Here is a 19,632-nt window from a genome sequence, read left to right on the forward strand (position 1 = left end):
ACCTTCACATCCTTTTATTTTTTCAAACTTACACTTTTCGTTGAACCATCAGTGTGATGATTCCTGATACAACAAACGATACTGCAATAAAAATAAATGAACTAAAGAAATTGCCTTGAGACAATTGAATCAGAGCACCAATGATCGTCGGCGCAACGAATCCTCCTGAGACGCCTACTGCATTGATCGTTGCATATTTTGCAGATACTTCTTCCGACGGGAAAATCTTTAGAGGAATACTCATCAATGTCGCAAATGCCAAGCTGGCTGCTGCTACTGCCAAAGCCAAAAACAGCATACTTGCTATAAAGCTGCTAACAAGCGAAACAAAAATAGAAAAGACTCCACCGCTTATTGTAGCAACTAAAATCACATATTTTTCTTTTCCCATAAAGTACTTATTGACCATTACACCGCCCGCCATCGCCGCAACCATTGTGAACAATCCAATAACTGCTGACACGTAAGCTGTTTGAGTCAAAGCAAGTCCATGCGCTTCTACTAAATAAGTCGCCATCCAGCCGTTTAATCCATAGACAGCTGCATTGATGAAAAAAGCCGCAAAAATCATGACCCATACATTTCGGTCCTTCAATACTTCTTTAAAAGAAATCGATTGTTTATTCTGCAGCTGCTCTTTGACTCCGCCAAATTCTTTTGGAATCACAAAATACATCATGACCGCAATCAGCATCACTGCTACACCTAATAAGTAATAGGTTTTATGCCAGCCGACCATTACCAATAGCGGTGCGATCAGCAACGGCCCAATGATCGAAGCAAAACCTGATGAAGCAATCATTGTCGATTGCGCTGGCCCACGTTTTTCTAAAGGTAGTTCTTGTGAAATAAATGTACTTACGGAAGATGGATACCCAGAATGAGCGACCGCTCCAGTCATAAATCGAACCATAATTAGATATAATAATGAAAACCCAAAGCCGAATAAACAAAGAAAAATACCTACTAAAAATACAGAGGTGATCATCATTTTTCTAGTACCGATTTTATTCGATAGATACCCAAATGGAATTTGAAAAATCGTGTATCCTAGAAAGAAAGCACTTAAGATCAACCCTTTTTGCTGCGGATCAAAGCCTAAATCCGTTGCAATCGTTACCAGCGACATACCAATCGTCATCTTATCCACATAGATACAACTATAGCCTAAAAAAATAGCTGTAAGCATCCAAACAACATTTCTCGGTTCCTTTTTATCCACAAAATTCCCCCTCACTCAAAGAAAGCGCTTTCTTATATTATGCTCGTTATTTGTGAAATGTCAATAACTCAAAGCGAATTATTTTGCACAAAGTCACAATTAAATGGTTTTTATAACGCCCTTTATTGTTCAAAAAAGAGAGCCAAAAATAAAACGGAATTGCTTTATTTTTGATTCTCTTTAGTTATCGTCTAGAGTGACCGATTTTTTTCTAACTGATTACTTAAGCGAGCAAATTCCTCTAAAGAAAGGGTTTCACCGCGACGTGACGGATCGATTTCTGCTTCAGTCAAACTTTTTGTCAGCAATTCTTTTGTCGTTTCATCTTTGCCGTACGAATGCGTCAAATTGTTCCATAATGTTTTACGACGTAGTTGGAATGACGCTTTGGTCAATTTAAAGAATTCTTTTTCATTCGTGACATCTACAGCTGGTTTGTCACGTTTCGTTAATTTGATGATCGCTGAATCAACATTCGGCTGTGGGATAAAGACTGTTTTAGGTACAATAAACGCAATACTTGCTTCCATAAAATACTGCACAGCAATCGATAGAGAGCCATACGCCTTCGTACTGGGCTTAGCTGAAATTCGATCAGCTACCTCTTTTTGCATCATGACGATCATCTCGCTAACCTCTAAATCAGATTCTAAAAAATGCATCATGATAGGTGTTGTAATGTAATAGGGCAGATTCGCTACGACTTTGATCGGCAGCTCTTCTTTAAACACGTCTTTTGTCGTTGTGATCAAATCTGCTTTGAGCACATCTTTGTGAACAACAGTTACATTGCTATAAGGACTAAGTGTATCTTCTAATACAGGAATCAGGCGATCATCGATTTCAAAAGTTAAAACCTGAGCGGCGTTTTTTGCCAGTTGTTCTGTCAAAGCGCCAATTCCAGGGCCAACTTCTATTACATTTGTCTGTCTATCGATGCCAGCAGTTTCAACGATTTTACGTAAGATATTCGGTTCTGTTAAAAAATTTTGGCCTAAACTTTTTTTAAATGAAAAGCCATGCTGCTTCAAGATTTCTTTCGTTCTTGAAGGAGTGGCGATTTCTTTATATTCTGTCACATTGATTCCTCCGATTTTTCACTTGCTGCTTTTATGATAGCATTCATGGCATCAGTAAGCTCTTTTTCTGTGATTCGAAACATTTTGAGACGTTTCGTTAGCTGTTTGCTATTCGTATAACCGATTCGTAGAGCATCCCCTAATTTTTCTCTACGTTCTTTTGCATGAGCTCCCGCTATTAAACCATATTCTATCAACATTTGTCGAGGGATCTCCTGATAATCATCTTCTTCATGAACAGGTGTCACGATTTTTTCTAAAGCTTCTACTATTGCTTCATCACTAGCATGTTCCACGCCTAAACTTGACCCGCGTTTTTTAGGTGCCGCCAAGCGTCTGGATAAAAAAGCATGTTTGGCATCTGGTACAACGTCCATGATCGTTTTACGTATTTTTTCTCCTGAATAATCTGGATCTGTAAAAATGATCACACCTCTGGTTTCTTGTGCATGCTCGATTTGCTCCAAAATCTCTTCATTGATTGCTGAACCGATCGTTTCGATCGTATCTGCATCAACGACCTCCTGAATCCGCCTTGTGTCGTCTTTTCCTTCGACCACTATGATTTCTTCGATCCTGAGTTTTTCTGTCATTAGACTAACCTAAACAAGCGATGGGCATTATCGGTCGTATTTTTAGCAATTTTATCAAAAGACAACTCACGCAGTTCAGCTATTTTTTCGACGACAAAACGCGTATAACCTGGTTCATTTCTCTTGCCTCTATAAGGTACAGGTGCTAGATAAGGGGCATCGGTTTCGACTAATAAACGCTCAAGTGGAACCTCTTTTGCTACTTCTTGAACCTCTAAGGCTTTTTTGAACGTCACCACGCCGCTTAGTGAGATATGCATGCCCATATCTAAAAATTTCTTCATCCATTCGGGATCGCCGCTAAAACTATGCATGATTCCGCCGATATCGCGGATATCTTCTTCTTTCAAAATTTTATAAGTATCTTCCATTGCATCTCTTGTATGAATACTGATCGGCAAATTCATTTCTTTAGCTATCGCAATTTGACGTCTAAATACACGATCCTGAACCTCTTTAGGATCTTCCATCCAATAATAATCCAAGCCGATTTCTCCAAGTGCCACTACTTTAGGTGTGGTCAATCGTTCTTGTAGTTGTCTTTCGATTTCCGGCGTATAGCTCCCCGCTTCAGTCGGATGCCAGCCGATGATACTTTGAATCTCTGGATATGTTTGACTTAGTTCTAGCGATTTCTTGATCGTTGCTGTATCAAAACCAACAACTGCCATCTCAGTAACTCCAAGTTCTTTGGCACGGGCAATCGTTTCAGGAATATCTTCATTAAATTGTTCTGCATTTAAATGGGTATGTGAATCAAATATCAAATAAATTCCTCCTCTGTCTTCTATACTTTATCATACTTTTTACAAAAGCTGAACGGACAGTATTTATTCTTTTCTAATTTTTATTATTGATTTGTTTCTCTAAATAGATTATAATATTCGGTTACACCATTTGATGTCAGGGGGAGTCGTTATGTCCAACGAAAAAACACAAGAAAACCAGCAGCTTCAGTCGATCTATACTGAATTACTGCAAGCAGAAAAAACGTATCAAAAAGCCATCCAGGAAGTCAACGCTGACGGGAAAAGTATCTTAGAACAATTTGGTGGTGATACGAAGGTAAATTTCGACAGCTATCTTGATAACCTTGATACCTTCTCCATGTTGGAAATGAAGAACAGAGAAATCGACCAACTCAATATCAAGAATGAAACGACCGCTAAGCAACTAGAAAAAGTCGAACGTTTACTCAAAGTGCCTTATTTTGGGAAAATCGATGTTACTTTTTTAGATGCTAGTGATGATCAGGACACCTTTTACATCGGGATGAATGATTTCACTAATTTAGAAGGCGAAACTCGTATTTATGATTGGCGTTCGCCGATTGCTTCACTTTTTTATAAGAACATTTTAGGAAAAAGCAGCTATACTGCTAATGGATCAGAAATCCCAGTTCATTTAAATCTGAAAAGGCAATTTATCATCGATAAAGATCAGCTGATCAACTTTTTTGATACAACACTTGCGATTCAAGATGATGTGCTGCTGCATTCTTTAGAAGCAGATTCTTCTCAATATATGAAAGATATCACAACAACGATCCAGCAAGAGCAAAATGAGATCATTCGGGATGAACGCTCTCCTCTATTGGTAGTCAACGGTATCGCCGGTAGCGGGAAAACTTCTGCCATTATGCAGCGAATCGCTTATTTGCTTTATAATCATCGTTCTGAGATCACTGCAGATGATATTTTACTCTTATCGCCAAATTCAACTTTTATTGACTACATTTCACAAGTATTGCCTAATCTAGGTGAACGTAATCCAATGAATTTGACCTTGCTGCAATTTCTCAAATTTACGTTTCAAGAGGAACAAATGATCGAAAATGAGATAGACTATTTCACGCGTATTACAGCTAGAGAAGTATCAAAACAACAGCAAATCATTCAAAAAAAGGAATTTGTTACCTTTATTCAGGACTATCATGATACAAATGCTATACAGCCTTCATTATTCAAACCGATCATGTTTAAAAGCAAATCTTTGTTTTCCGCTAAAACGATTTTTGATTTGTATCAGCAAACCCCTGGCACTTTAACGATCAGAGATCGTATTTCTGCGACAAAGGAGAAACTAGCTAGCCAATGGAACCGTTACTTGATCAAGCAATCAAAATCGAAACAAATGATCGATCAAATGCAGGACTTGACTGAAGAAGAACAACTACGTTATTTCCATACCACCTTTTCTGATCAAGAAGAGCATCAATTGAGTGAATTTGCTTTGAAACGACTGCAGCAAAAGTACCGCACTGTTCAAAAAGCCATTGCTAACTTTTCCTGGTTCGATCAATGGCAGCTTTTTGAAGCACTTTATAAAAGCTATACAACAACTGATTATGTTCGGGGAACTACAGCTTATACTACTGATGAAATCGTGATTTTACTCTTGATCAAAGATATGTTCATCGAAGACATCACAAACCGTCAGATGGCTTTTATTCTTGTTGATGAGGTACAAGATTATACAGAAGCACAGCTGCTTTTATTATTAAAGCTATTTCCTCAAGCCAGCTTTACTTTCGCAGGAGATGAGAACCAAGCGATTTTCAATACCTCGATCAGTTTTTCAGATTTGGAGCGTTTATTAAGCGGCTCTCGATCAGTATCAACACATCAGCTGTTGAATAGCTATCGTTCCAGCAAGGAAATCACGCGACTTTTTCAACGGTTAGTCACAAACCATGAGTCACTGAATATTATTCCCATCAGAAAAGATGGGGAAAAACCTGTCTTTATCCAATGTACGGATCATGAAGACTATCTAGAAGCACTAACTAAACTGTTAAGCACCTTAACGACAGATGAAACAATAGCGATCATCACAAAAACAGCTGCTGAAGCACAGCAATTAACAACCGAACTTTTGCTGGACCCAGAAGAAAAACAAGTGCAAATTCTCTCTATCGATATGGCTAAAGGGCTGGAATTCGATCATGTGATCATCCATGATCCATCCACACAACACTACGGAACTACGGATAGAGAGAAGAAGATTTTGTACACAGCTATTTCTCGTGGGATGAAACAAGTATTCCTTCCTTACATTGCAGAATTGGCAGAGTTACTGACAGATTAAACAGTCAGCTTACTAAAATAACACAAGAATCATTAGAATCAATGCTAAAATCTAGAATAGCCTATATCCAATTTCATAATAAGACCATCTCTTTCTGTGGTGTAGCAGTCTAAACAAATTTATTGTTCATTTTTCGAAAGAAGAAAGTATTTTTTTCATATATACTGCTACTATTCACTAGAAAGGACGGCAATAAGTATGGAAAATAATTTTTTAATATCAGGATTGAAAAGAAAAGATTTTCTGGCATTAGATTTTTTGACAGCAGAAGAATTAGAAGAACAACATATCAAAAAACAAATCGTTGATCGTTCTCCAGCATTTCCTTGTAGAATTACGTTAAGAGAAGGTGCTGTCGGTGAAACCATTTATTTGTTGAACTATCAGCATCTAAAAAAACAATCGCCTTATGATGCAGCTGGACCTATTTTTGTTATTGCAGGAACGGATGAGGCTGCCCTTGAGATCAATGAGATCCCTGCTATCATTTACAATCGATTCACGTCTCTTCGTTGTTATGATTCGTCAGGTATGATGATCGAGGCTTACCTCTATCAGCCAAAAACTTTGACAGCAAAAGACATATGCCATATTTTAACAAACATGAACATTTCATTTATCCATGTTCACTATGCCGCCAGAGGTTGTTACAGCGCTCGAATCGATCGGGTTTAATCAAAACATATTTACTAGTAAGTTGAAAACAAGACTTTAGTCCGATGTATCTCTATTCTCTCCGCAGTAAACTGTAAATCAACCTGATTTTCAATTTTGATAGGAGGGAATCAATTGAATAATTTCTTTGAGCGTTCTGATTTTTTAAAATCAACGATTCAAAAAAATGTAACGGTCCAAAAAAAAACACAAGGGAATACCGTTTGGCACTGGCTGCTTTTGATTCTGTTTGGTTTATTAGCATATGGCACGATGACACAGCAAATCTTTTTGATTGCTCTTTTTATGGCGATCGCAGCAATTGTTAAAGGACCTTTGATGATTTTATGGGGGACTATTTATTCTGTACTGGTCGCTTTTTTCCCGCCATTGGGAATTGCTTTATCCGTGTTGTTTTTTCTGTTGAACTTAGGAACAGTTGTAAAAAGTTGGCGCATATCGTTGACTAGTGCATATTTCTATCTTGTTCCATTGATCGGTAGTATCGGTCGTACCATCCTTAAAAACGAACCGGACTATGCTGTCATGCTTTTCGTTATTATCAGTGTTTTAGGGTTACATTTTCTGCTACACTGGCTTTACAAAAATAATAGTCTGAGCCGCACTCTCGCATGGTCGATCGTGAGTGTTCCCTATGCATTATTAGTAATGCTTTTACCTACAAGGTTTAAACGGATCAAGACAGCAAAGAAAACAATACGTCGATAAAAAATAGACATGAATAAAAACTTGAGCAATCGTTTTTATTCATGTCTATTCATTTTTAAGAATTTATGTTGATTTGATATTTTTGAATCTTTTTATTTTCAACGGAATACTCCGCTAGTAAACAACCACCGTTTTTTTGTATCGTCTTTTGTGAAGCAAGATTTGTTTTATCGCAAGTCAAAAGAACAGAAGAAAATCCTTTATCCCCAAAACGTAGTAAAGCTTTCTGCAAGATCACAGAAGCATATCCTTTTCCTCTTTCAGATGGTGCTATGCCATAGCCTATATTCCCACCTATTTTCTGAAGCCCTTCTGTCAATTCATATCTTAATTGAACCGCTCCAACGAGCTTATCATCTACCTCTAAAAATAACGTATCTGCAGGCACAAAAGAATTATTTTTCTTCTGTCTATCTTTCGTTAATTTCTCTAACCAACGTTCAAATGTTAGACCATTCAGATTAGCTGACATTGGCGTGATTTTTATTTCCCCTACATCTGACCATTCCTGAACAAAAGCTTGATATTTCAACTGATCTTCTATACATAATTCTCTTAATTTCATATACCAACTACTCCTAACTAATAGGCGTGTTTTGAAGGAATCACTCCTCGTACTCCGCCCTTTGGCTCAAGCATATCTCCATGATAGCGAGGGATCAAATGAATGTGGCAATGTAATATACTTTGACCCGCATCAACACCGCAATTGGCTCCGATGTTATAAGCGTCCGGCTGATATTTTTCGTCAAGCAACTGTTTGCCTTCTTGGAGAAGCTTGTCTATTGCTATTTTTTCTTCTATGGATAAATCAAAATAATCTACTTTATGTTTTTTAGGTATGATCAGCATATGACCTTTGTTTACCGGTGATGTATCATAAAAAGCGCCTGCCAGTTCATTTTCCAAAATAAAATTTATTTTGTTACAGAATACACACATGTCTGTCCCACCGTTCTAATTGTTTTTACTATTCAAAAAAACGACCTCAGCGTTTCCTTATCCAGTCATTTGACTGGATAAGAGTTCTGAGAATCATTCATTTTCGTTACATGACTATGTTTATGCAATTCCTGCCCCATTCGGCATATCTTTTGGTGCATCGATGATTTGCAGCTTACCATCTGGCGATTCTGCTGAAAGAATCATTCCTTGACTGATTTGTCCCCGCATTTTTCTTGGTTTCAAGTTTGCAACGATCACAACCTTTTTACCGATCAAAGCACTTGGGTCTGGATAAAATTCTGCCACACCAGAAAGGATTTGACGATCTTGTTCATCGCCGGCATCTAAGCGGAATTGTAAAAGCTTATCTGCACCCTTGACTTTTTTACAGTCGATCACTTCTGCTACTTTTAGTTCGACTTTATCAAAATCTTCATATTTGATTTGCTTTTCTTTGGTAGAAACCAGTTCTGTTTCTTCTGGATCCCATTTGATTTCTTCTGTCGTTGTCTGGGCATTTTGAGACATTTTCTTTTGAATGTAGATCACTTCTGTTTCGATCTCCAAACGTGGGAAGATCGGTGTTCCTTTAGCCACAACCTTGATCCCAGTCGGAAACTCTCCAAAGTGGATGTTTTCCATATTCATCGTCTCAGGATCTAAGCCTAACTGTTCGAAGATTTTCGCTGGTGTTTCTGTCATCACAGGCTGTAAAAGAATCGCAGCGATGCGTAAGCTTTCTGCTAAATGCACCATGACACTGTCCAGTTCATTTTTCTTTTCTTCATCTTTGGCTAAAACCCAAGGTTGTGTTTCATCGATATATTTGTTCGCTCTGGAAATCAATGTCCACACTTCGGAAATCGCTGTGTTGAACTCCATTTTTTCCATCGCTTCATGGTATTTTCCAATCACATTAGCCGCAGTTGTGGATAATTCACTGTCAAATGGTGTCACTTTAGATGCATAAGTCGGTACTTGGCCTTCACAGTATTTATTGATCATCGCAATCGTTCGATTTAACAAATTACCTAAGTCATTGGCTAAATCATAATTCAAACGAGAAACAAAGTCTTCCGGCGTAAAGACACCATCACTGCCAAATGGAATGGCACGTAATAAATAATAACGTAACGCATCCAAGCCATAGCGCTCCACAAGCATTTCAGGATACACCACATTGCCTTTTGATTTAGACATTTTACCGTCTTTCATCAATAACCAGCCATGACCAAAAATTTTCTTCGGTAACGGTAGATCAAGTGCCATCAACATGATCGGCCAGTAAATCGTATGGAAACGAACGATTTCTTTTCCGACCATATGAACATCTGCCGGCCAATATTTTTGGAATAAGCTATCATCTTCTGAACCATAGCCCAATGCTGTAATGTAGTTTGATAATGCATCGATCCAAACATAAACAACGTGCTTAGGATCTTTCGTTAGCGGTATTCCCCATGAAAACGTCGTACGTGAGACAGCCAAGTCTTCCAGACCTGGTTTGATAAAGTTATTGATCATTTCATTTTTACGGGATTCCGGCTGAATAAATTCCGGATGCTCATTATAGTACTCAAGTAAACGATCAGCATATTTACTCATACGGAAGAAATAAGATTCTTCTTTGACTAGTTCAACTTCGTGACCACTTGGCGCTTTACCACCAATGACTTTGCCTTCTTCATCACGATATACTTCTGCTAACTGGGTTTCAGTAAAATACTCTTCATCAGAAACCGAATACCAGCCTTCGTATTCACCAAGATAAATATCGCCTTGTTCTAATAAACGATCAAAAATTTGCTGTACGGCTTTTTTATGGTAATCATCAGTGGTTCTAATAAATTTATCGTAGCTGATATCAAGGGTTTTCCATAACTTTTGAACATCTGCTGCCATTTTATCGACATATTCTTTCGGGGTAACACCTAACTCTGATGCTTTATTTTCAATTTTTTGTCCATGCTCATCCACACCTGTTAAGTAAAATACGTCAAAGCCCATCAAGCGTTTGTAACGGGCCATCGCATCACAGGCAATTGTTGTATATGAATTACCGATATGTAATTGTCCGCTTGGATAATAGATCGGGGTGGTGATATAAAATGTTTCTTTTTCTGACATACAGAAACATCCTCCTTTAGCATTCTCTTGAATTTACTCCTAAACAGTATACCATACTTGGCTTTATTGAACTAGAAATCCTTGTGTTTTCTCCATATAAAAAGCATCAGATTATTTTCTTTGGACGAAAATGACCTGATGCTTTTTACAAGAATTATTTTATGAACGGATCACACCGTCTTTTACAGCCGCTTCAGCAACTTTTTTTATGATGATATCGACTAGATCCGGATTAAATGGTGATGGAATGATATAATCACTCGTCAGCTCAGATTCAGGAATAATTTCTGCAATCGCTTGAGCTGCTGCCAATTTCATATTCTCAGTTATCTTAGTTGCCTCTGCTACGAAAGCACCTTTGAACAATCCTGGAAAAGCTAGAACATTATTGATTTGGTTTGGATGATCAGAACGCCCCGTACCTACTACCGCAGCACCTGCTTCGATCGCATCCTGGTAATCGATCTCTGATTCCGGGTTTGCCATTGGAAACACGATCGCTCCTTTGTTCATTGATGCGACCATTTCTTTCGATACCAGTTTTGGTGCAGAGACACCGATGAATACATCTGCTCCTACCATTGCCTCAGCCATCGTTCCTTGAAAATTTTCGGTATTTGTAATTTCAGCGATCTCTTTTTCCAAGAAGTCCAGCGATCGTTCTGAGTTTTTGCTTAAGACCCCATCAATATTGAAAGCAATCATGTTCTTCACGCCAAAATGGTGAAGCATCTTGATGATCGCACTACCGGCAGCACCTGTCCCGGAAATAACGACTTTGATTTCGTCTACTTTTTTATGAACGATTTTTAGTGCATTGATTAGAGCCGCAATCGTTACGATCGCCGTGCCATGCTGGTCATCATGAAAAACTGGAATATCTAATTCTTCAATTAAAGCTCGTTCAATCTCAACACAGCGTGGAGCAGAAATATCTTCCAGATTGATCCCGCCAAACGTTGGCGCCATCGCTTTAATGATTTGAATGATTTCTTTAGGATCTTTCGTGTCCAAACAAATCGGGATCGCATCGATATCTGCAAACTCTTTGAACAATAATGCTTTACCTTCCATAACAGGCAACGCAGCTTTTGGACCAATATCCCCTAACCCCAGCACAGCTGTTCCATCTGTCACTACTGCAACGGTATTTCCTTTCCAAGTGTAGTCGTAGATTTTGTCAGGCGTTTCATGAATTTGTCTGCAAGGCTCTGCTACGCCTGGCGTATAGGCTAGAGATAGGTCTTCCTTCGTTTTTACTTTCGCCTTCGAATGAATATCGATTTTTCCACGCCATTCTTCATGTGCTTTCAATGCTTTTTCATAAATCGTTGTCATTTATTTTTTCTCCTTTCAAATTCATACAAGTAAAAATTAAACGTTGTTTCCTAACATTTGTTCTGGTCTCACCCATTGATCATATTCCGTTTCTGTCAATAAACCTGTTGATAAAGCTGCTTGCTTTAATGTCATATTTTCTGCAAAAGCCTTTTTAGCAATTTTAGCACCATTATCATAACCAATATGTGGGTTCAAAGCAGTGACCAACATCAGTGACTGTTCGACATACTGATTCATTTTTTCCTGATTTGCCTGAATCCCGCTTAAACAATGCTCATTGAACGAACGTAAACCATCTGTTAGCAACTCAATACTTTGAATCAAATTATATGCTAATACCGGCATGTATACATTCAATTCAAAATTTCCCTGTGATGCACCGATACCGATCGTTGTATCATTCCCCATTACCTGAATGGCGATCATAGTCAACGCTTCGGCTTGTGTTGGATTGACTTTTCCCGGCATGATCGAACTTCCAGGCTCATTTGCAGGAATCGTGATTTCTCCCAGTCCACTTCTCGGACCGCTAGCCATCCAGCGGATATCATTCGCCATCTTCATGGCATTTGCCGCTAATGCCTTTAATGCACCAGAGGTAAATACTACAGCGTCCTTGTTTGCAAGCGCATGAAATTTATTTGAGTCAGCCGAAAACTGACTCTGTGTCTCTTCATTTAGGCTTGCAATAAAAAAATCGACATATTCTTTTGAAGCGTTCAACCCAGTACCAACTGCTGTTCCGCCGATCGCTAATTGTTTCAACTCAGACAAACTTAGCTCGATCATTTGTTTAGTATGCTCAAAACCAGAACGCCACCCGCTGATCTCCTGTGCAAATGTGACTGGCGTTGCATCCTGTAAATGAGTGCGACCGATCTTAATGACCTCTTCATTGGCATGCTCAAGTTTATTTAGCGTATCGATCGATCGATTCAACACAGGAAACAGTGTTCGTTCAATCAATAAAACTGCAGCAATGTGAATAGCTGTCGGAAATACGTCGTTTGAACTTTGAGACATATTCACATGATCATTGGGATGAACTTGGATGCCTTCTTTCTCACACAGATGAGCGATCACTTCGTTCACATTCATGTTTGTCTGCGTTCCGCTTCCTGTCTGCCAAAGCGACAATGGAAAGTGTTCATCAACTATTCCATCGACGATATGATCTGCTGCCTGCTGGATGGCCTGACCGATTGCTGTATCAAGCTTACCGGTGGCTTCGTTGGCTTTCGCGGCGTGCTTTTTAACTATAGCTAACGCTTGAATCAGGGACAGCGGCATTTTTTCAACCCCGATACTAAAATTTTGACGGCTGCGTTGCGTTTGCGCTCCCCAAAGTGCCGTCTCCGGCACTCGAATTTCTCCCATAGAATCATTTTCGATCCGATAGCTCATGATACCTGATCCTCTCCTTTATCTATTCAGTTACTACAACTATACTTTAGTTCAGCCTTTTTTTACAATGAAATTTGTAACTTTTCATGCCTAAATGTTTCTATCGTTCGCCCTTTGTCCACCTTTCGAAACAAAAATAGAGTAAAGCCAACTACTATCATTTGCTTTACCCTATTTCTTTATCTATTTTTCTGTTGTATGTTCATTACTATGCGTATAGCCATACGTAAAGTAAATCGCTATGCCTAGCACTAACGCAATAGCAAATGCTTTCCAAGTAGCCGCCTGCAGCTGCAGCATCAGACCAATACTGACGATCACCAATAAAATAGGTAAAAACGGTACAAAAGGAATTTTAAATTCCCCCGGTTTAGGAGCACCGTCTGTTTTTCTTAAACGAATGATCCCTATAGCCATCACGATCAAATACATCAATGTCACGATATTCGTCAGCTCAGCCAACAATTCCATCGGCACTAATCCAGCAAATAGCATCGTACAAACACCAGCAACATATGTCGCATTTTTCGGCGTACGATTCTTTTCATCGATCTTGCTCATAAATTTCGGTAAAAGACCATCTTTACTGATCGCATAAATGATTCGAGCCAAACTGTACATCATCGAAATCGTCACAGTCAAAAGTGTTAAAATCGCACCGACCGAGATCACACCTGCAACACCATCCTGCTGAACAAAACGCATCGCAAATGCCACTGGATCTTTCACACCAAGTGCATCAAATGGCACGATCCCAGTTAAGATCAATGTGACGATCACATATAAAACTGCTGTGATCAAAATCGAGCCGATGATTCCTCTAGGGATATCCTTTTGCGGATTTTTGACCTCTTCTGCAGTCATACTCACCGCGTCAAAGCCTAAGAAAGCAAAGAAAACGACTGCGGCGCCGCTGATCACACCTGAAAAACCAAATGGCATGAACGGCTGCCAATTATCTGGTTTTACATAAAAAATTCCAACAACTAAAAATAAAGCAATAATACCAAATTTCACAAAAACCATGACATTATTTAAGCGTAAAGCGGTTTTAGCTTCTAAAGACACCCAGAACATCACTGCTAAAAGAACAAGCATCGCAACCAGATCGACATAAGTGCCGTTCGCTGGGTTGTATGCACCACTCAAAGCCTTAGGCAGATGAATCCCTAAACTGTTCAAAAATCCATGAACATAGCCTGACCAGCCGGAAGCAACAGACGAAACGGCCAAGAAAAATTCACAGATCACAAGCCAGCCTGTCATCCAGGCAATAAATTCGCCGAACACCACATACATATACGCATACGGCCCGCCAATCACCGGGATACGGGAAGCAAATTCAGCATAACATAACCCTGCTAAAATAATTGCACCTGCCGCTACTAAAAAAGATAAAGATAACGCCGGACCAGCATCTCTTTGCGCTGCTACCCCTGTCACCACAAAAATTCCCGTTCCAACGATCGCACCGATTCCTAACATGATCAGATCCATCGTTTTTAAGTCTTTTTTCATTCCACTAGGTTCGGTAGATAAATCCTTCAGTGCTTTTTTCCTAAATATCGACATTTCATTTCCTCCAATAAATTCAAGCAACCGCTTCACTTTGATAATTAATTGCATTTATTTCATAAAAATAAGCGTAAATCATTCATTTACGCTTTCATATACCCTAAAAGAATACCACCGACGATCACCAATAAGCAACCAAAAATCACATATCTCATTTCCTTCTTAGTTTTGCTTTCACCAAGAATGAAAATACCGCCTAATGTTGAAATGATAATGCCCATTTGAGAAAGAGAAAAACTGATGGCCAACCCGATTTGACGCATCGTCAAAAGCATGCAAATATTCCCTAGCCCCCATAAAAGTCCGCAGCTCATATTAAACCAAACATAGCGATCCACCTTGATTTTCTTGAATGCAAAGAAACTAGCACCAATCAACATACCAATACTTTGCGGCAAAATGATGCCCATCGGATCGAGTCCAAACGCATTGATAATGATCGTATAGGCACCATACCCTACTGTTGAAGCAATCAATGCACGAAAACCTTTGTTAAAATCAAGCATAGAATTTGTGGTCTTGACCGTGCTTTCATCGTCCTGACGAGCAGTCAAATACGCACCTAACACTAATAATCCTAACGCAAGAAAACCTAAAAGATAATCCCTGCTGCCCTGCCACTCATGAAAAAATACTGCTCCGGCAATCGTATTGACGATCAGCTGCATTCCAGTAGAAACAGGCAATCCAACAGATACACCTAAATATTTCATTCCATGAAATTGCTGATTTTGTCCAACGCTCCAAAACAGACCAGACAAAATACCAATGAGGATCATTTGGGCTGTAATAGCCGGCTGAACAACAAAATAGATACCTAGTGAAAAGATCAATGCACCGATCGTCATTCCAAGTGTTTGCTGATTCGCACTGCCGCCGATCTTTCCACTGACTAAACCAATGCTGCCCCAGGCAAACATTGGAATCAACGCAATCAAAATATTCATAATAAACTCCTATTCAATAAAGTAGATATCTCAGTCTAACAATAAAAACGTTTCCGATACAACCAGAATAGAGAAAAAAGTTCAAAAGAATTTCTCTCATTTTCCCAAAATCACAAAAAAGAAAGCCGAACGAATTCATCCGCTGGCTTTATTTTTATCGTCTCTCTTTAAAATAACTCAAAAATGGAAAGAGCAATTTCATCGTTGTTCCTTCACCTTCTACAGATTCCACCGATAGTTGATGACCTAATTTATCCGCTAAACTCTTTGCCAAATATAAGCCTAAACCTGTGGAATGCTGCTCACTCGTTCGACCATTTTCACCCGTAAAGCCTTTGTCAAAAATCCGTCCCTGGTCTTCTTTAGGAATCCCAACACCCGTATCTTTCAACTGTAACCAAGCGCCTTCTTTTGTACGTGAAAAAGTAACAGTGATGTCTCCTCCAGCTGGCGTATATTTGATTGCATTGCTCACCAACTGCTTGAAGATAAACGCCACCCATTTTGCATCCGTCAACACGAGTTGATCTGTTCCTTCAATTGAAAAATGTAGATTCTTTTGAATAAAATAGCTTCCCTGTGTCCGAATGACAGATTGAACGATCTCCTTCAACGAATATTCTTGAATAAGATAATCTCTGGAAAAACTATCCAAACGGGCATAATAAAGTACCTGCTCCACATATTCATCGATCTTTGTCAGCTCATTTTCGACCAAGTAATATTTCTTCTCTGGAATATCATCTTCCAGAGACTGTAAAATCAAGTTCACTGCAGCCAATGGTACTTTGATTTCATGTACCCATGAATCGATATAATCTTTTTGATCCTGCTGGTTATTGATCGCCTGCTGCATCACTTGTTGATGCTCGACCAATAACCCATTGATGTATTCTTGAACGAGCTTTTCTTCTGCCCTTGATGCCTCACTTAGATAATGCTGTAAAGAAGGCGGATGCTCTGTTGTGTCCAGTGAGCGCCACCAACGTTTTTTTAATGAATAGTCGATCGTTAAAAAGAGCAGTAAAAATAAACCTTCTAATAAGACTAAATAACCAATGATCGAAAAATTCACCGCAGTATCTGGAGATAACCAAAGAATAAAACAGGTCAGTGCAATAAATGTCAGCCAGCCAACGAGTAAAAGCCAGTGATCCTTTAAATAATTACGAATCGTCATGCGTTTCTCCTATCTACGGTACAATGTATCCTTGGCCAACTTTGGTTTCGATGTAGCCTTCCAATCCAGCCTGTTCGATTTTCTTCCGTAAGCGATTGATATTGACTGTTAAAGTGTTGTCATCAACAAAACGTTCATCTTCCCATAACGCGCGTAGTAGCTTTTCTCTAGTCAATATTTTTCCATGCTTCTTCATCAAAATATAAAGCAAACGATACTCATTTTTACTTAGATCAATGATTTCACCATTGATCTCCATACTGCCATTATCCACATTCAAGGTGATGCCGTTATGAGACATGATCTCGCTGCCGACCTCAGAATAATTATACGATCTCCGTAGTAAAGCGTTGATCTTAGCAACCAAAACATCTAATTGAAATGGTTTTGTCACAAAATCATCAGCCCCCATATTCATCGCCATGATCATATCCATATTCGTATTACGACTCGAAATAAAAATAATAGGTACTTTAGAAATTTCACGAATCTTTTGACACCAATAATAACCATCAAATACAGGTAAATTGATATCCAGTAAAACCAACTGCGGATCTTCCTGCTGAAAGTCCTCTAAAACAGTATTAAAATTAGTCACTCCGAATGTATCAAACTGCCATTTTTGCAGCTCTTCACGAATCAAGTCGCGAATCGTCGTCTCATCTTCCACAATCATGATCTTTGCCATCCATTTTCCCTCCACTTGTTTCTTCTATTGTACCTTATCAGAAAATGTCCGTCATTTATATAGGACTTTTAGCCGAGATAAAAAAGATAAAATTAACAAATTCGTTTTTCTTTTATAAAATACCTTAATGTAATTTTTGTCTATTTTTTTCGTACCGTTTTTCTACATCACATTATTAGCCTAGCTTTTTATGATAACCTGACTTACAGATACAGTGGAAAGGAGTCTTTTATATGAAAAAGAAATTACACTATTCTCGTGTGCTATTTTTGACAGTAGTGACTGCAACGGTCACATTAGCAGCCTGCACAGCAAATGAAGAATCAACGAAAGACAAGACAAAAAATTCGGAAGCATCATTAAAAATCAACTCTACGAGCAGTTCATCAAAGGAGAAATCGTCACCCAGCTCAACAAAAAGTGAAGGAAAAACAGGAACCGTCACTTATACAGCCGAGCTGGGCAGTGAAGAAGATAAAATGGAAAAAAAAGTAACCTATAAAAATGGAAAAATAATTGCCGAAGAAACGACCGAAGCTATTCCTTACGCTGGGTTTGGTATCAAAGATAAAACAGAAGCTGAATCCTTGATTTCTCAGAAACAAAAAGAGCTGGAAAATGTTGAGGGGGTCAACTATTCCGTAGAGTATCAAGAAGAACGAGCCATCGAATCCTATAAAATAGATTTCACTAAGGTTGATCGGGAAAAAATAGGCTTTTTATCTGCGCTTGCTGATCTTTCTACGATAGATGAAGTGGAAAAACTGTTGCTTGAGATGGGGTATAAAAAAATTGAAGAGCAATAATTGACCCCTTAAATCGGCAATATCGATCAACTTCTATAGTGTTCAACTTTTTTATCAAAGATAAAGGTTCCTCATACTTTAAACGTATGGGGAACCTTTGATTTTTAGAACAACTAGAATCTATAACATAAGTGCAATACTAAAAAGTGTAGGTGATCGTCATGAACGATTTACCAAAACGAACAGATAAAGCCAATGTCAAAAAAATATGTTGAAACTGTGATTCGTAAGTTGAATAATCATCCTAGGAAATACGTAGGCTATAAATGTCTTATGAGACATTTTATAACAAGCTATTATTTTAACAAAAGTGAGATTACTAAATGGCTGCTGAAATTTTCCCAATATAAACTCCTATATCTGCGAATTAGTCATTTGAATTTCTTTACTTGGTCGCAAGCACCATAACGTGTAAAGAAGAGGAACTAGACCATATATAATAAGCACATTAGACCACGAACTAACAGAGGCTAAATCTGATGTAGGTGTCCAAGGGGACAGGTTGTTCATAGAATGGAATAGAGTAGCATAAAATATTGTACCTGTTCTCATTGATAGAACAGAAAAAACCAAGCCCATGAAGAATGTATAAACCACTTGTTGATTTACAGCCTCCAAAGAAGGAGCTATTGGCATCAATAAGTTTAAATAGTGTGTCGTACAAAATAGAAAAGAAGTACACAAGGCAATTATTAAAGGTTTCCATTTTGAATTAGGGAACGAGCTATTAAACCCAATAGTACCAAATCCCCTATCCCTTATTTCTTCAAATAAACCAGCCCCTAATGCACTAGCAAAAGAAACGATGATAAGATAGACCGGTTGTCTAAAAACATCAGCAATTCCACCAATAAAATCAATTCCAAAAAGAATGAAAGGAACCACGAAAATCAAGATATTCTTCTTAGGTTTTGTGATTACTGGAGAGAAATTTATTTCGACACCAAATGAATTTTTAGTCAATCTAACAATGAAGATAGAAATTGCAGTTACGATCAAGAAATAAACTAATTCATAATAGGGTTTACTTTGTAAATTTGGTAGAGTATACAAGAGACTTAATGTAACTATTTTATATAGTAAGAAAGTTCCCCACATTACAACAATAGTCCTAAAAAAATTTTTCCAATTCATCATCAAATCTCCTAATTCAGTAATTTTTTTATTATTTTTTCGTTCACCCACTGGCATTTTATCATAATCAGATTTAAAAAATGTGGGATATAAGATTGAATCCTTCAATAGGTTATAATCC

The 19,632-nt window shown here is 38.4% G+C and carries 18 protein-coding genes; 4 read left to right on the top strand and 14 right to left on the bottom strand.

Annotation, left to right across the window (positions count from 1 at the left end; genetic code table 11):
- Nucleotides 1–28: 28 nt before the first annotated feature.
- The 4 genes from A5889_RS06120 to A5889_RS06135 form a co-directional block, all read right to left on the bottom strand.
- On the bottom strand, nucleotides 29–1,222 hold the full coding sequence (locus tag A5889_RS06120) for an MFS transporter (protein WP_087640966.1): 1,194 nt from the start codon (nucleotides 1,220–1,222) through the stop codon (nucleotides 29–31).
- Between the two features lie 191 nt (nucleotides 1,223–1,413).
- Nucleotides 1,414–2,301: a 16S rRNA (adenine(1518)-N(6)/adenine(1519)-N(6))-dimethyltransferase RsmA gene (rsmA, locus tag A5889_RS06125; RefSeq protein ID WP_087640965.1), complete on the bottom strand. Its 888-nt coding sequence runs from the start codon at nucleotides 2,299–2,301 to the stop codon at nucleotides 1,414–1,416.
- Nucleotides 2,298–2,894, bottom strand: coding sequence for a ribonuclease M5 (gene rnmV / locus A5889_RS06130; RefSeq protein WP_087640964.1), 597 nt, complete (start codon nucleotides 2,892–2,894; stop codon nucleotides 2,298–2,300). The genes rsmA and rnmV overlap by 4 nt, the downstream gene beginning before the upstream one ends.
- Nucleotides 2,894–3,661: a TatD family hydrolase gene (locus A5889_RS06135; RefSeq protein WP_087640963.1), complete on the bottom strand. Its 768-nt coding sequence runs from the start codon at nucleotides 3,659–3,661 to the stop codon at nucleotides 2,894–2,896. Before A5889_RS06135 ends, rnmV begins: the two co-directional genes overlap by 1 nt.
- 151 nt (nucleotides 3,662–3,812) lie before the next feature.
- On the opposite strand from A5889_RS06135, the gene helD reads away from it, so the two are divergent.
- The 3 genes from helD to A5889_RS06150 all read left to right on the top strand — a co-directional run bounded on the left by helD (nucleotide 3,813) and on the right by A5889_RS06150 (nucleotide 7,364).
- Nucleotides 3,813–5,981 carry an RNA polymerase recycling motor HelD gene (gene helD / locus A5889_RS06140; RefSeq protein WP_087640962.1) on the top strand — a complete coding sequence of 723 codons (2,169 nt, stop codon included), beginning with the start codon at nucleotides 3,813–3,815 and terminating at the stop codon, nucleotides 5,979–5,981.
- Nucleotides 5,982–6,179: 198 nt separating this feature from the next.
- Entirely contained in the window at nucleotides 6,180–6,656 is a 477-nt protein-coding gene (locus A5889_RS06145; RefSeq protein WP_087640961.1) for a DUF1203 domain-containing protein, read from the top strand.
- A 114-nt stretch (nucleotides 6,657–6,770) separates the two neighbouring features.
- The gene (locus tag A5889_RS06150; protein ID WP_087640960.1) at nucleotides 6,771–7,364 is read left to right on the top strand and encodes a hypothetical protein; all 594 of its coding nucleotides are present in this window, start codon (nucleotides 6,771–6,773) and stop codon (nucleotides 7,362–7,364) included.
- A 55-nt stretch (nucleotides 7,365–7,419) separates the two neighbouring features.
- Here A5889_RS06150 and A5889_RS06155 read toward each other — a convergent pair whose 3' ends face one another.
- The 9 genes from A5889_RS06155 to sapR form a co-directional block, all read right to left on the bottom strand.
- Complete coding sequence (locus tag A5889_RS06155) at nucleotides 7,420–7,929, bottom strand: GNAT family N-acetyltransferase (RefSeq protein WP_087640959.1); 510 nt, start codon at nucleotides 7,927–7,929, stop codon at nucleotides 7,420–7,422.
- Between the two features lie 17 nt (nucleotides 7,930–7,946).
- A complete protein-coding gene (locus A5889_RS06160; RefSeq protein WP_087640958.1) occupies nucleotides 7,947–8,306 on the bottom strand; it encodes an HIT family protein in 360 nt (119 codons plus the stop codon).
- 120 nt (nucleotides 8,307–8,426) lie between these two features.
- Entirely contained in the window at nucleotides 8,427–10,436 is a 2,010-nt protein-coding gene (gene metG, locus A5889_RS06165) for a methionine--tRNA ligase (protein ID WP_087640957.1), read from the bottom strand.
- Nucleotides 10,437–10,595: 159 nt separating this feature from the next.
- Nucleotides 10,596–11,774, bottom strand: a complete 1,179-nt coding sequence (locus A5889_RS06170; RefSeq protein ID WP_087640956.1) for an NAD(P)-dependent malic enzyme — start codon at nucleotides 11,772–11,774, stop codon at nucleotides 10,596–10,598.
- 36 nt (nucleotides 11,775–11,810) lie between these two features.
- Nucleotides 11,811–13,181, bottom strand: a complete 1,371-nt coding sequence (gene fumC, locus A5889_RS06175; protein WP_087640955.1) for a class II fumarate hydratase — start codon at nucleotides 13,179–13,181, stop codon at nucleotides 11,811–11,813.
- A 183-nt stretch (nucleotides 13,182–13,364) separates the two neighbouring features.
- The gene (locus A5889_RS06180) at nucleotides 13,365–14,753 is read right to left on the bottom strand and encodes an amino acid permease (protein ID WP_087640954.1); all 1,389 of its coding nucleotides are present in this window, start codon (nucleotides 14,751–14,753) and stop codon (nucleotides 13,365–13,367) included.
- A gap of 86 nt (nucleotides 14,754–14,839) precedes the next feature.
- A complete protein-coding gene (locus A5889_RS06185; protein ID WP_087640953.1) occupies nucleotides 14,840–15,703 on the bottom strand; it encodes a GRP family sugar transporter in 864 nt (287 codons plus the stop codon).
- Between the two features lie 154 nt (nucleotides 15,704–15,857).
- Nucleotides 15,858–16,883, bottom strand: coding sequence for a two-component system sensor histidine kinase SapS (gene sapS / locus A5889_RS06190; RefSeq protein ID WP_087640952.1), 1,026 nt, complete (start codon nucleotides 16,881–16,883; stop codon nucleotides 15,858–15,860).
- A 13-nt stretch (nucleotides 16,884–16,896) separates the two neighbouring features.
- Nucleotides 16,897–17,571, bottom strand: coding sequence for a two-component system response regulator SapR (sapR, locus tag A5889_RS06195; protein WP_087640951.1), 675 nt, complete (start codon nucleotides 17,569–17,571; stop codon nucleotides 16,897–16,899).
- 233 nt (nucleotides 17,572–17,804) lie between these two features.
- Here sapR and A5889_RS06200 point away from each other — a divergent pair, with 233 nt between their 5' ends.
- Nucleotides 17,805–18,377, top strand: coding sequence for a DUF1307 domain-containing protein (locus A5889_RS06200; RefSeq protein ID WP_087640950.1), 573 nt, complete (start codon nucleotides 17,805–17,807; stop codon nucleotides 18,375–18,377).
- A gap of 354 nt (nucleotides 18,378–18,731) precedes the next feature.
- On the opposite strand, the gene A5889_RS06205 is transcribed toward A5889_RS06200, so the two are convergent.
- Nucleotides 18,732–19,619, bottom strand: a complete 888-nt coding sequence (locus tag A5889_RS06205; RefSeq protein WP_140405333.1) for a CPBP family intramembrane glutamic endopeptidase — start codon at nucleotides 19,617–19,619, stop codon at nucleotides 18,732–18,734.
- Between the last annotated feature and the right edge of the window lie 13 nt (nucleotides 19,620–19,632).

The sequence above is a fragment of the Enterococcus sp. 9D6_DIV0238 genome, from assembly GCF_002174455.2.
In the GTDB taxonomy this organism is placed as follows: Bacteria; Bacillota; Bacilli; order Lactobacillales; family Enterococcaceae; genus Enterococcus_L; species Enterococcus_L dunnyi.

What these genes read in the sequence shown, in the direction of transcription:
- rnmV (WP_087640964.1), bottom strand. Translation starts at nt 2,894, where the DNA reads ATGACAGAAAAACTCAGGATCGAAGAAATCATAGTGGTCGAAGGAAAA.
- helD (WP_087640962.1), top strand. Translation starts at nt 3,813, where the DNA reads ATGTCCAACGAAAAAACACAAGAAAACCAGCAGCTTCAGTCGATCTAT.
- A5889_RS06145 (WP_087640961.1), top strand. Translation starts at nt 6,180, where the DNA reads ATGGAAAATAATTTTTTAATATCAGGATTGAAAAGAAAAGATTTTCTG.
- A5889_RS06155 (WP_087640959.1), bottom strand. Translation starts at nt 7,929, where the DNA reads ATGAAATTAAGAGAATTATGTATAGAAGATCAGTTGAAATATCAAGCT.
- A5889_RS06160 (WP_087640958.1), bottom strand. Translation starts at nt 8,306, where the DNA reads ATGTGTGTATTCTGTAACAAAATAAATTTTATTTTGGAAAATGAACTG.
- metG (WP_087640957.1), bottom strand. Translation starts at nt 10,436, where the DNA reads ATGTCAGAAAAAGAAACATTTTATATCACCACCCCGATCTATTATCCA.
- A5889_RS06170 (WP_087640956.1), bottom strand. Translation starts at nt 11,774, where the DNA reads ATGACAACGATTTATGAAAAAGCATTGAAAGCACATGAAGAATGGCGT.
- fumC (WP_087640955.1), bottom strand. Translation starts at nt 13,181, where the DNA reads ATGAGCTATCGGATCGAAAATGATTCTATGGGAGAAATTCGAGTGCCG.
- A5889_RS06180 (WP_087640954.1), bottom strand. Translation starts at nt 14,753, where the DNA reads ATGTCGATATTTAGGAAAAAAGCACTGAAGGATTTATCTACCGAACCT.
- A5889_RS06185 (WP_087640953.1), bottom strand. Translation starts at nt 15,703, where the DNA reads ATGAATATTTTGATTGCGTTGATTCCAATGTTTGCCTGGGGCAGCATT.
- sapS (WP_087640952.1), bottom strand. Translation starts at nt 16,883, where the DNA reads ATGACGATTCGTAATTATTTAAAGGATCACTGGCTTTTACTCGTTGGC.
- sapR (WP_087640951.1), bottom strand. Translation starts at nt 17,571, where the DNA reads ATGGCAAAGATCATGATTGTGGAAGATGAGACGACGATTCGCGACTTG.
- A5889_RS06200 (WP_087640950.1), top strand. Translation starts at nt 17,805, where the DNA reads ATGAAAAAGAAATTACACTATTCTCGTGTGCTATTTTTGACAGTAGTG.